This window comes from Bradyrhizobium sp. CCBAU 65884 (assembly GCF_028128835.1).
In the GTDB taxonomy this organism is placed as follows: Bacteria; Pseudomonadota; Alphaproteobacteria; order Rhizobiales; family Xanthobacteraceae; genus Bradyrhizobium; species Bradyrhizobium ottawaense.
The window spans coordinates 96,586-109,893 of record NZ_LBJU01000120.1 but is presented as its reverse complement, the minus strand read 5'-3'; the positions used below and the strand labels follow the sequence as shown (position 1 = coordinate 109,893).

The window sequence follows — 13,308 nt, the reverse complement described above, 5'->3', positions numbered from 1 at the left end:
GTAAGGCTCACCATAACAGGCGCGCTGACCTTGTCAGATTCGACATTTTGCACCTCCAGGGCCTGGGTCAGTGTTGAACGCCGAACGGGAGTCGAAGCACATGTCAACCGGATTGCAGATGCGGTACGTCCGCTACTTTTCGCCCTTGTCCGCAGCGACACTCGCTGCGTCGGTGAATTTCGCTTCCGTCAGTTCACCCCACGCGCCGAACTTTAGCTGAGTCGTACGATCGGAGAACATCCGGCGTTCTATGGAGACGACGCCGATCGTGCCGAACTGGGGTACTACAAAGTTGTTCGCTGCAATCGTGCGACCGGCGATATCACACTGCGGACTGCAGACCCGCACATTTGCACTACCGGGGGTGCGATAGGCGATTCCGCTCGAGGATGCCTTCGCGGCGACCGCCTTGAAACGAACTGTCTGAATTTCGACGGAGCTGCGCCTCAAAACTTCCGCAGCAGCTTCTCCGTCCAGAAGAAGGGATGAGAGAACGAGCTGACCGTCCAGTATGCACCTGTCGGACAGCTTCTGGAAATCGGTCGGGCAATCGTCTGGATCGAATCGGACGACCTTCCGGACCGACAGACCTACGGCCTTACCGTTGGCGTCCTTAGTTTCGGTTGCCTGAATGAGGGGGGTGCCGCAAATTGCGACGCGTTGGGCGGCGGCATCGGCGTCCTGAACTGCAGCAGTCTTGTTGATCAATGGAGCGGCCGAAGCGATGCTCGTAAAGATCTTTTCGAACCTGTCCTGGTTCGGAATTTGCCCGGAACTTGTCGCATTCAGGCTCACGAGCATTCCGTTCGACAAGGTAATATCCAGGTCAGTGCGCCAGAAGATTCCGTCAATTGTATCCGACTTTATGGCGTATCCGTACGCGTGATCGGGTTCGGCTTTGGCGGAGAACTCGGAAATTTCGATCCCACCGTCGATGACGACGTCGTAGGCGCCCTTGGCCGAGGGGCCGCGTTGCACGATATCGCATCGCCACGTCAAATCAAGGACAATCGAGGTCTTCGGAAGGAAATAGATTGCACCGGCGTGCGTCACCGAAGACGATAAAGGGACGGCGACGATCTGCGATGAGCCGTACCACCCGGCTCGGCCGCCGAGCACAAACAATGCGCCGATCGCGCCAGCTATGCCCGCCGCCTTTAGGCCAGTCAGCGTCGAGCGCAGGAATTCCGACATGCGTGCTCCCGTCGTTCTGTCTGCCATTCGGACCTATCGGCAGAGATCAAAGGTTCTTGCTGGTCGTGTCGCAGAGCCAATGGCTACGATGCATCAGCGGAACGATTTTCGTACTTTCCCCCTGCATCGCCGCATCCGGCGTGCACCTCGCGGCGGTCACGAAGGACGAGTCGGTGACGATCCCTCCGACGAGATGGGGCTCGTTCCTGTAGCCGAAGACGCGCCCGGCAAAGACGGGGACCCCGAGTCTCCTTTGCATGCGCAGGAGCCGGGGCTTCCGGCCCCGTAGGATCGCTGGGTAAACCTTATGGGCACCGCGATCTCGGCTGTGTTCAAATCGGTGTCATCGATCAGGGACCGGAGGGCCGTCGCGTCGATACGCGACCAGCCGACCCTGCGCGTTCCCGCAGCCGATCCAGGCGCCGCGCCGAACCACGCGAGGGTGATCTCCAGCGTTCCGGACTGGACGAACCTGCGCACCTTGGCCAGCGAGAGCGCTCTTGCGTCCGGCGGTGCGAGGACCCGGATCAGCGCGAGATCTATCTTGCGGGCGGAATCTTCGGCCTGGGGCGGTTGCCCGTTTCTCTCGACCAGCGGAAGACCGCACCTTTCGCCCGGATGTTCGTCGGGGGATAGCGGGCGATCCAAGCACCCGAAGGCCCCTTCCATGAGCTCGAAGATCCTGCCGCGTGTCGGGGTCCACTTGGCGAGGCAGTGCTTCGCCGTGAGTACCCGACCGCTTCCCACCCGTACTCCAGAGCAAACGCGATCTCGGACGGCCTGTGTCTCGTCTCCCGTGTCGATCAGTACAACGTCCTGGAAACCTTCTCGGCAGTAGACGCGCGAATTCGTGGACCTTTGAAACTCGTCCATCGTCGGGATCGACGGCGACGTCGGTGTCGCACAGCGTCGAGCCGAGCCTGCGGAGTCGGTACCCGTGGCGGTCTCCATCATAGTCGGTGCGGCCAGGATGGGAGCGGAATCCGATGATATGTTCGAGTTGGCAGGCAAGTCGACCTTTCCGCCCGCGTCGGTGCCCGCTGCCCGCTCCGCGAGCAAGGCAAATGGCCGAGGCATCGACAGGATCGTAGCAGATCTAGTGGATTTCGGCTTGTTCGACGGCCGCCAGTGCGTTGGCGGACAGAGAATCTCGAAGCCGTCTTCGTTGAACATGCAGTGAAAACCCGTGCGCAACGAAGATCTGGGCGTAATGAAGTCGCAGTTCGCGGATGAATGTGTTGTACCGCGTTCGGAGCCAGTCAGATGAAGAGCCTCGAACGTGCGCCACACGTTGGTACGCCAGGCCTTTGTTGCGGAATTGCCAATACAGTCGGAAAATACGAGCGCCTCGCCATGAAAGCTCCTTGAGATACGAGTCTCGACCAACTCGGTCGCGCCCTGACGATCGCATCCGACGCTCGAGCGAGAAATAACAATAAAATAATAGATACTGCAATCTAGCCGAGTACTATGCTCCGCTTCACCGGAATGTCAATTCGAGTCCGACGCGAGCAGCGATCCAGCTCAAGATCAGCAGTTCGATTTGGACCGGGGTCGCGCCGATTGTGGAGAGCTTGACGGTGGTAAAGATCCACAAGCCTGAAAGCTCGCCTCATATATCGCGCCCAGCTAGAAGCTGAAGCACGACTATGGCGCATGGGCAGATCGCGAGTATGCATAACCGGGGCGATGTAACCACGGCGGGCAGCAAGATTTGGGGGATTGTTAGCCTAGCGCAGGAGACCTGGAGGACCCGAACAATCTATCGAAAAATTCGGTTTCATGGAGTTGCCCCGCGACTACGACTGCGAATGTCCGGACCTTCCTGATGGACCGCTCGGTCGAAGCTTTGGGTAGCCTGAAGGTTGAGTTGTTTGCCCGCGGGTGCAACGACGCCGAACCATACGGCGACCTCGTATCCGGACGCTCCGGCCTCCGACGCTGTCGGTCCATTCGAGGGCTGAGCGCATATCGCTGCTGACGCCAAGCCCCGCAGCTTTTTGCCGTTGAACTGGGTGGCTTCAGGTGATCAAGGCTGCGGCTGCCGCAAACGTTCAGCAGAATCCGGGTGAGCGCGTCGTGCCGAATAGGGAAACAAACTTGACGCGTTTCGTTTCGCGGGAGCCGGCGGTCGGGGAAGCTAGCCTTGAGCGGGCTGCGCTATACGAACCAACGATCGGTGCAGGTTCTTCCTCCCGTGATCATCTGGTGCCCGCGGAACATTGGGAATAACAACGCGCGTACTGGCGTCAGCGCCGCCGATGACGATTTCTGGTTGTCGAATTTGCCGGGACTCGATAAGCTCGCTTCATTGTCCGATGCTAATACTTTACGGCTCGTAGCGCGATTTGCGGAGAACAATCCATGTTCCGCGCGATTCAAATATCCATCCGTATTCCATTGGTCGCGTTTGCCGTGCTTATCGCTGAGACCGGCCACGCTCAAACTGTTGGCCAGGCCGGCGCAATGCGACCGGTCGGGGCGCTGGCAACGAACGATCCGATACGACAGGTCGCGCAACCAGTCGGGTTGTTGCGTGCAGAGTTACCTGGCGGCTCGATAAGGGCCTGCACGGCTGCGATCATATCCGACAGCTACATCCTGACTGCAGCGCATTGTGCTGTTGATGCGCTAAGCCTGACGACCATTTTCGGCCAGGGACAGGAGAGTGCAAAGTTTGCTGTAACGCGCCCAATAGAAATCAACAAGGATCGGGATTATGCCGTCCTCGAAGTCGAGGGGACGCCGTCCCGGCAATTTAACGCTGCGAAGTTGCTGCTTCGCATCCCCTTTAAAGGGGAAAGCGCATTCATCCTCGCTGTGAATACCGACGGGGAGCAGACGATATCCAGAAATTGTTCGGTGCTTGGAACAAACGACCGGGGCTTGGTTCTTCACGATTGTGACGCGACGGCCGGCAGTAGTGGCGCGTTACTTTTTTCCGCCAACGATCTGGCAATCCTCGGTCTGCATATGGGGCCTGCCGATACTCGATCCAACCAAGCGTCGGCAATGTATTCCATTGCTCTTGAGAGCGATCTAATTCGCAACATCGCGACGATCAGACCCTCGACCACTCCGATCATCGATTTCCGGACGGTCGGCGGCAAGCCTGGCGAGATAGCTTCCGATTTCAAGCGCCTTTACCTGTCGCTTTACAATGATGGCCGACTTCCTCTCAAGCCCTATCAAGTGGGAAGCTTCACAAGTATTGAAGACGCATTCCGATCCAATCAACTATTCTATGGATCTCCCTTCCCGCTAGAACTCGACAGTATAGCTTGTGATGTAAATCCGAATGTCTGCACGCGAGAGAGGGTCGCGGCGAGTTTGGAGGAACTGAAGTCGGGCGTGTACATACGCGATGTCATTCCTGATACCGGCAGGCCGAGTGGAATGTCAAAACCGTCCGCCGGTAAATGGTCCGTGGCGCCGTCCACGTCGTTGTGGCTTCCTAGTATCAGGTTTGAGCAACAGCGGGGTTGGGTCGTCTATCGCAAACGCGCGGGCCAGGAGATCAGCGAAATCGTACGTGAGTTTGGAGTTTGCGATCAGTTCGACGATTCGTGCAAGACTCTCATACTCGGAATGAACCGTAACCAGGCCGAGAGACTCAACCGCGACTATGCGGGTACGGTTTTGCTGCCCAAGATATCCTTCAGCGCGCGGGATATCGACATCTCGACTGCTTCAGAGAAAGGCGCGGGCCCGACGAAAGAAATTAAGCCGGTATCGTCCGAGCAGACCGGTCCGTTGATATTGCGCGCAAGCGAAGCAGCACCCGGGAAGACATCTCAATCGTCGGACTCCGACTATCGCGTTTTGCAGGTTCCCGCCGAGGCCAGCATATCGACAGGTTTGGACGGGGTACTCAAATCGCTTGGTGCGACTGCGTCCGGCTCGGCACGTATCGAGCAGAACTCCACATGGCAGCCTCGATGCACTGGTAATGAGGCCGGCCCATGCGAATTGGACCCGACCGACTTTTCTGAATTGCAAAAGCGGTTCCTCGATGGCGTCAACTTTCCATATCGAACCCTTGTCGACTTTCCGCCGGCCGTTAAGACCAAGGCGAAGCGTCTGGGGGTCATCGACACGAGGCTGGAACTCGGACATTGCGCATTCGACCACCTGAGGACAGCGAACCGCCTCAAGCTTATCGGTACCACCATAATATCGAGTCCGGCGGCGATGAGTGCAGGGCACGTACCCTGCAAATGGATAATGCCGAATGGGAAAATCGACCCCGGTGTTCATGGGACGCATGTAGCCGGGCTGATGGTCGGTAAGATCAGCGACCAATCGTGGGGATTGAACCCCTTTGCAACGCTCTCTGCCGGACAAATCGGGACCACGACAATAGGCCAGCAGGTGAAAGTCTCAAGTCTTGAACTGGCTAAACTCTTGGGAAACATGCTCGATGAGGCGGGCTCGGCAGGCGGTCTGGATGTCGTCAATCTCAGCATGTTTTATCAGAAAGAGAGTATAACTCCCGTGGGACCCGGTGGCGCCGGGACTCGTCCTCGCGGCGATCCGGTTCTCGATGTCATCCAATCTGGCGCCGGTTATGAGACCTTGTTCGTCGTCGCTGCGGGCAATGATGGGGAGGATTTCACGGCGATTTGCGACATGAGACCGGCTTGCCTGGATTTGCCAAACGTCATTTCCGTGGCCGCGCTGGACGGCAAGACTGCCGGATTGCTCGCCGGAAATGCGGGGGGAAGCAATTATGGCGGCCGGGTGCATGTTGCGGTGCCCGGAGCCGATATCCTTGGCGTGATCAACGGAAATTACCTCGGGCTTTTGAGCGGCACATCCCAGGCCGCTCCCCAAGTGGCGGCGATCGCTTCTATCCTGCGGACGATAAAACCGCGCGCCACCCCGGGGGACATCAAGGAGCGGCTCATCGTTTGCTCACAACCCGTACCGGCACCACCGGGCACCCCCAATGCAGCCACGAATGCGATATTCGGTGGCCGAGTGGACGCGACCTGCACACTTCGCTCCGACGGCGAGGGCATACTGCGGGAAAAGAACTCAAAGGAAATTTTTCGCGTCAGGAGTGTGATCGCTGCGGCGCAACCGGATATTGGGTTCGACCCTGTCGTCAGTGACTACAATTATCACCTTGTGATCCCTCCGAAGCAACTCCGGGGCTTGCGAGAAAGCAGCAATCCGGAAGAGTTCACGATCTTCTACAAAAGATCTCCTGAGAACAGCAATGCCTCGCTGTCAAAGGATGAGCGTATGTCGGTCCAAGCGGGTGCGCAGCTTAGGGTAGAGGTGTGGGAAGAGACGCCGCCCGCTGCCGGAGCATGGAGGCCTAGGACGTTCTCCGTCGGCAACATCGCCCGGTTTGTCGCTCCCATGCTGAACCGTTAGTGCGCAGGGGAATGTTCGATGTTGCGGACAATATGTGTGGCTGCCGTTTTGACCGCGTCACTCAATTGGCAGGTTGCGGCCCAAACCTTCCAGAATGGACGCGCCCCGCTCGTTGTTGGACAGACACAGGACGTCAGGCTCGAGATTGCATTGGCAGATGCGCAGCCTGCAAACAGAACGGCCGTCGTGCAAGGGCTTCCTAGCGCCACGACGATCAAACTCCGGCTGGATCATATCAGCGGACCGAATGTCCCACTTGGCGCGATCGTTGTCATACGCGATGCCGGCAATAACGAAGTGGCCCGGTACGCCGGCGCAAAATTGGCCGAAGAACGCAGGATCTGGACCCCGCTGATAAAGGGGACGTCGGCTCAGGTTGAAGTGGCGGGGCAGCCGCAGGCGGGGGCCGAATTTCGTGTTTTGATCGGAGCCGTCGCTTCCAACGTTCCACCCTTAAAGCCGACGCTCAATATTGTCAGGGACTTCGACCTGGAGAATATCGAGTACATCCGGGTAAATCAGCCTGAAATGTTCGTTGCTAGTCGTCCGGTAGCGAAGATTTCCTTTGTGAGCAGCGAGGGACCCGCAGCTTGCACGGGATTTATGGTGAGCGACGATCGGATGCTCACCAACCATCACTGCATCAACACCGACGAGGTTTGCAAGTCAGCGGACGTCATCTTCGGCTTCAACAAATCCGAGTCTCCGCTCGGGGATGAGATGCAGCAATGCCTGCGGCTCGTCGACAAGGACGAAGACCTTGACGCGGCCCTGATAGAGGTTGCCGGTTCGCCGGGCAAACGTTGGGGCTCCCTCTCGTTCAGCGACCCCATACCAACTCTCAACGAGGCGGCTGTCGTGGTCCAGCACCCCGCAGGCTTTCCAAAATTTGTTTCACGCATAGACTGCGTCGTATCCACAATGCCGGCAGACGGAGTGAAGACGGGCAAGGGAAGCGACTTCGGTCATTCGTGCGACACCATGGATGGTAGCTCCGGATCTCCGGTGCTCAGGCGGGCCGATCTGAAGGTGATGGGCCTCCATCACTGGGGATTTGTCGATCAGGTCGAAAAGTGGAGTGCGGAGAACAGGGCCGTGCAGATACGCTTCATCAGGGAAAGATTTGGCCTTTAGCTGGCGCAATGGATGCGCTTGGGACCGCTTTGCGGCGAAGTCTTTCAGTTGATTGCCGTGACGAGGAGAAGCGGCAGGTGGTCCGAGAGAGCAGCGCGCCAGAGAGACAGTGTGGAGCGAAGCATGCTGGTGAAGTTTCTCATTGCTTTGGCTGCAGCCAAGCTCCTAGTGGGATTTGTATCGCCCGCGCTGGCGCAAGCGTCGACGGACCTCGCTCCGTTGGTCATTCTCGTCCGGCACGCGGAAAAAGCCTGCACGAATTCAGACGATCCGCCATTGTCGCAAGCCGGCAAAAAACGCGCAGAGGCCCTCGCGGCTGCCCTCGCCAGCGCCGGGGTGAGGCGTGTGATCACGACGGATTTTCGGCGAACGAACGAAACCGCGGGACCTTTGGCGCAGGCACTTGCGCTTCAACCCGTTATCATAAACTTGAAGAACGACCCGCCCGATCTGCCTGCTCACATCGGGCGGGTTGTGTATGCCGTCCGCGCATCGAACGACGGTGCCGTGCTCGTTGTGGGTCATACTGTCACAATTCCGGGCATTATTGTCGGTCTTGGCGGACCTGACATGGGAGAGATTTCCGAGTCCGAGTATTCCAACCTGTTTGTCCTGGTCGGGGGCCCAAAAATACGCGTGGTTCGGTCCCACTATGGAGCGTCCGATCACAACTCGCAGGCTGACTGCAACTGAGGACTGCCTTGTCGTCGCACCAGACTATCCGGGCGGTTTTATATCCCGCGGCCTTGGTTCGATGCTTGGACAACGCTGAACGTTGCTCTGGACTCACCGTGTGTGTTGCGCTGCGTGGGCAACATGCGACGAGAGCGCGCTGGCAAAACCTCAATACGGTGATAGGATCATTAAGGTTGCCTTGAATCAGTTTTACCACCTTTGTTCTTCTCGAAAGGAGTAGATCATGATTGTCGGATTTTGTCTTTCGGCGGTATTGCCGCAACGAGTTCGCTGCCCGCTAACCGGGACGGCCCTGGTCTTGGCCGTCTCTATGATTGCTGGTTCCAATGTTCTTGCGCAAGACAGTAAGGGCCCATTCAGCCCCGACGAAGGCAAGCTTTTTTTGCGAAGCGCCGCCGAAAAGGCGAGAGTGAAGCAGAAGGAGGCCGCCAAGACGTTTGAAGAATTCAAGAAATCCGTCACCAAAGAGCCGTTCCAAAACGGAAAATACATTGTGAACGGGGACACGCCGATTTCCACCGACAAAGGCCTTGAAGAATTCTACAAGCAGAACGTGGTTGTCGCAGGACATGCGACCACTGAGTTTGCCGTCTTGAGCATACTGGGAGTAGACGTCATTTGGAAACCGGCGGATAAGAAAGCACTCACATACTGCGTGAGCAATGCTGCGGCGGAATCGGGTGGGTTCGGAAACCGCTATAACACCGTTGTGAGCACCATGGCCGATGCGACGCGAGCATGGGAAGCAGTTGCCGACGTCAAATACGTTCACGTAAATACAGAGGATTCGAACTGCACGCCGGCCAACTCAAACGTCAAATTTGACGTCAGGCCGGTCAATCTCAACCAATATTTGGCGCGTGCATTTTTCCCGAACGATGACCGCGAGGCGAGAAATGTCCTCATTGATAACTCGGCATTCGAGATCCCGGCTGGCGGAAAGCTCTCGCTGACGGGCATTCTCCGGCATGAGCTCGGACATACGTTGGGCGCACGACATGAACATAACCGGCCCGAGTCAGGAACTTGTTTTGAGGACAACGATTGGAGAGGTGTGACCGACTATGATGCCTTCTCGGTCATGCACTATCCCCAATGTAACGGGAAGGGCGATTGGTCGCTGATATTGACCGTCCAGGACAAGAATGGAATCGCCTGCCTGTACGGGCCGGCACCTGGATTCACGATTGACACGACTATTTGCAAACCGAAGCAGTGATCCGGCGACCTGACGAATGATGCCGTTAGCAGCCTTGGCCATTGCCTGGGCTGCTAAAGGTCGAGGCCTCCCCAAGGTATCGCTATGAAGATGGCGCCTTTGCTTCTCTCGGGACTTTTTAGTTTATCGTCTCCTTGGCAACTCGGCCACGCTCACCTGACGGTTGAGACTGCACAGCTACGTAAGGCGCTGGATTTGACTGCAGCTCAGGATCAGGCAACCGATCGCGCCGCGAACTTTGCGGTTATCGACGGCGGGTGGATTACGCGCACGGCTGGATCTGCTGACTCGGGTGGTGACAAAGGTGCCCCCGACACCGTTCTGGAGCTTCAGAGCTTTGCGTTATACGCGCTATCGCGGGGCAAGGGCTTGTCCGACGATGGCCGGAGGGCGCTCGAGGGATTTCGTCAGCTCTTGCGTGAAATGAAGGCGGAAGGTCAGGTTGTCGAAGTTTCGGACACGAGAATCGGGCTAGAGGGCGAAACGAGGGTATGCGCCAAATTCGCGAGTTCAGATTTGGCAGGAAAAGCGTGGATGCAAATGCAGCGCCTTTCAGCTGGTGCTGACCTCGTGCATCTAAAGCCAGAGAAGTGCTGAGTACCGTCTCACTTGCCAGCGGAATATGACTGCTCGTTCTAGGCCGTGTCATTATGCCACCATTTGCCAAACGGCCGCAGAATCCGTACTCCTCCAACAACGGAGGGCAAACTTCTTCTTCCGGCGAATGTGCAGACTTTTGCCGACCAGATGAAACATTGGAATGCAATTCCGGCGAAGGCGAGCGCCGACCACTATCGGCGGTCCTGCAACAGTTCCCGGCGGGGTATTTCGCCGCTCAAGCGCGCGCGAAAAGAGATTCCGCCCCATCGCCGGTAACCGACCCGCACCCGACGCAGGTCGAAATATTGGAAGATGGTACCGCCCTGCGGGATTCGCCGATCGAAAGCGCCGCCGTTGGAAAGTCATATAAGGAGATGCGTGGCATTCTGATCTCGTGTTCCAGCGACTGGGTGTTTCTGCAAATGTCCGACGGCGAGCTGGGCTTTGTGTGGTGCCCCGGTCCGTCAGACCGGTGCCGTTGTTGCAAGCACCGGTGATCCTCGACTATGCCGCTGCCGGTGACGATCCTCCGGCAGAACTCGACAATTTGCTGAACCGGTTCGCGATTCACAGATCCAGCACGTAAGCATCTTGGCGCATGCCGATCAAACGGCACCGGGAACGGCCCTGGCTCGCATCGCCAAGGTCAACGCAGAACTAGAAAAGAAAGGCCTGGGCGGCGCCATCATCGAAATCAAGCCGCTGGCCCAGCGAGCAACCCGATGCGTCTGAAGCAGGTCGAAGTGACCTTGATGGTCACCAACTAATCACGATGGGTCCAAGGCGAAAGCTGCCCGCCATTCTTGATGCCAATTCGCGTCGCTGACGGCCCGCTTCTCCGACGTGCCCCGGATTGTCACCGCGGGATCGCGGGTGCCGCTTCGCTTAGTCGCTAAATCGTCAACGCCAATTCGCCGATTCGAGTTCAAAGATATATTCCCATTGTATGCACTTTTTGGTAGCGTATGATGAAGGTGCAATATTCTTAAATGCATTTTTAGGGAGGGCTGTCATGGCAACTTCGCGCAGGGACGTATTGCTGCAAGGTGCAGTGATCGGAGCAGGTATTATCGCGGCCAACACGACTGGCATGGAAGCGTGGGCGCAGAACGCGCCGCCTCCGCCAAAATTGCGGCGCTCGCTTCATGGCATGGCGCTCAATGATCCAATCTTGCAGACGTGGCGTGATGGGGTGCGGCTCCTGAAGTCAGCGAATGGCGATATCAGTTGGGCGAGCTTTGCTGCCATTCATGGCAACGACGCCGGTTGGGGTCTGTGTCCCCACGGCAACTGGTATTTCTTGCCCTGGCATCGCGCTTACCTTCTCATGTACGAACGTGCGGTACGGCAACTCACCGGCAATAGTGATTTTGCGCTGCCCTACTGGGACTGGACGTTGGATCGGCAGATGCCGCAGGCGTTCACGGATCAGACCTACAACGGACAGCCGAATCCTCTGTTCGAGCCGCAGCGCGACGCGACGCCGACAGATACCCTGCCGGACAGCGTGGTCGGACAGGCGGTCATCAACCAGATGCTCCAAGAGTCGCCGTTCGAGACTTTTGGCACTAGCCGCCCTGACGGACAGGACAATGTCGACCAATCATGGATCGTCTGTGAGTTCTGCGGCGTGTCCGGAACGCTAGAAGGTACCCCGCACAACAACGTCCACAATTTTGTCGGTGGCATCATGGCAACAGCCGGCTCGTCGCGGGACCCGATTTTCATGATGCACCACTGCAATATCGATCGCATCTGGTGGCTGTGGAGACAGGGCGGCGGCGCGGATTCTCCTGATCCGTTGTGGAGCGGCATGACATTCCAGAACAACTTCTTCAACCCCGACGGCACGCGCTTTTCGCCAACGGTTTCCGAGATGCTGACGCCGGAGCCGTTGGGCTACACTTACGTCGAGACGCCAATCGCGACCGTGTCCCTCAGCGGAATGTCGACGGCGCTTGTCATGCGATCCAACAAGTTCACTAGTCTTTGGTCGACGCCAAGGGGGGGCGCGAGGCCAGCAGGCATCGCCTCCTATTCTGCTCCGGTGACGCAGCCTGCTGCAACCGTCGCGAAATATCTGGAGGTCCCAATCGATGTGGATGCCGCAGCACTTGCGCCAGTCGCCGCCCGGCCGTCGTTACCAAGCGGCTTCGAGATTTTGAGCCTCGCCACGGCCCGCCAGCACTATCTCGACGGACCGCGCTGCTTTGCTTTCCTGCGCGACTTCGACTTCCAGAAGAACAAGAACACCGAATATCGCGTCTTCTTGAACTGCGATTATTTATCGGCGAGCACGCCGACCACTGACCGGCACTATGTCGGGTCGTTCGGCTTCTTCGGCAGCCACGGTGGCCATTCCCACGGCGGCGGCGAACCGAAAAAGCCTTCCATCAGCGTCGATCTGACGGCGGCGATTGCCCGCGTTTACGGTCCGGTAGCAACGCCGCCCGGCAAGTTGCGCCTGCAAATCCAGCCGGTGGCCTTGCGGGCCGGCGGCAATGCGGACGGCAGCGCCAGACCGGCCAGCGTCGAAGTTGCGATTGTCTCGGCGTGATCCCACATCAGGCGTTGCGGGTGACGCAAAGCTGATGGACCAAGGTCATGAACGTTCGTCGATTTTCGATAATGGGTGTGGGAAGCGCGCTCGCGACCCTTGTCGTGATCGGAGCACTTCCCGCAGAGGGGGATCCTTTGATTGCAACCGTCGGCAAACCCGCGATAGTGACGGCGACGCCATCGAAGCCGCAAGAAGGCCTGACAGCAGACAAGGTGCCGTCCCGCGTCGTGGTGCTCGTCACCGGTTACCAGCCCGCACAACAGGGCAATGTCCGCGCTATCGTGAAAGTGCAGAGGGCGGACGGGAAGGAGCAGGAGATCGGGACCTTCGGGGTGTTTCCGGACAGGGCTTTCAAGGCCGAGACGTCCCGAGCGAGGGCGTTCAGCTTCCCACTTCCCAAGGAGTTGGCGGTCGATTCCGTGAAGCTGAAAATCGAGGTCGTTCCCGACAAGGAACGCGGAACAGGAGAGGGCGCGCGCCTAGAGATCGGACACGCGGAAATCCAGTAAGCCGCGCGATGTTG

The 13,308-nt window shown here is 58.0% G+C and carries 9 protein-coding genes; 8 read left to right on the top strand and 1 reads right to left on the bottom strand.

Annotated elements, in window-relative coordinates; genetic code table 11:
* Positions 1–132 precede the first annotated feature (132 nt).
* Positions 133–1,194: a hypothetical protein gene (locus tag XI03_RS21550; protein ID WP_271593251.1), complete on the bottom strand. Its 1,062-nt coding sequence runs from the start codon at positions 1,192–1,194 to the stop codon at positions 133–135.
* 2,364 nt (positions 1,195–3,558) lie between these two features.
* On the opposite strand from XI03_RS21550, the gene XI03_RS21545 reads away from it, so the two are divergent.
* The 8 genes from XI03_RS21545 (at position 3,559) to XI03_RS21510 (ending at position 13,294) form a co-directional block, all read left to right on the top strand.
* On the top strand, positions 3,559–6,576 hold the full coding sequence (locus tag XI03_RS21545) for a S8 family serine peptidase (protein ID WP_271593250.1): 3,018 nt from the start codon (positions 3,559–3,561) through the stop codon (positions 6,574–6,576).
* Positions 6,577–6,612: 36 nt separating this feature from the next.
* Complete coding sequence (locus XI03_RS21540; RefSeq protein ID WP_271593249.1) at positions 6,613–7,710, top strand: trypsin-like serine peptidase; 1,098 nt, start codon at positions 6,613–6,615, stop codon at positions 7,708–7,710.
* A gap of 123 nt (positions 7,711–7,833) precedes the next feature.
* Entirely contained in the window at positions 7,834–8,403 is a 570-nt protein-coding gene (locus XI03_RS21535) for a histidine phosphatase family protein (protein WP_271593248.1), read from the top strand.
* Between the two features lie 226 nt (positions 8,404–8,629).
* Positions 8,630–9,625, top strand: coding sequence for a matrixin family metalloprotease (locus XI03_RS21530; protein ID WP_271593247.1), 996 nt, complete (start codon positions 8,630–8,632; stop codon positions 9,623–9,625).
* 84 nt (positions 9,626–9,709) lie between these two features.
* Positions 9,710–10,222, top strand: coding sequence for a hypothetical protein (locus tag XI03_RS21525; protein ID WP_271593246.1), 513 nt, complete (start codon positions 9,710–9,712; stop codon positions 10,220–10,222).
* A gap of 594 nt (positions 10,223–10,816) precedes the next feature.
* Complete coding sequence (locus XI03_RS21520; RefSeq protein ID WP_271593245.1) at positions 10,817–10,957, top strand: hypothetical protein; 141 nt, start codon at positions 10,817–10,819, stop codon at positions 10,955–10,957.
* Positions 10,958–11,237: 280 nt separating this feature from the next.
* Positions 11,238–12,782 carry a tyrosinase family protein gene (locus XI03_RS21515; RefSeq protein WP_271593244.1) on the top strand — a complete coding sequence of 515 codons (1,545 nt, stop codon included), beginning with the start codon at positions 11,238–11,240 and terminating at the stop codon, positions 12,780–12,782.
* A 47-nt stretch (positions 12,783–12,829) separates the two neighbouring features.
* On the top strand, positions 12,830–13,294 hold the full coding sequence (locus XI03_RS21510) for a hypothetical protein (RefSeq protein ID WP_271593243.1): 465 nt from the start codon (positions 12,830–12,832) through the stop codon (positions 13,292–13,294).
* Positions 13,295–13,308 lie beyond the last annotated feature (14 nt).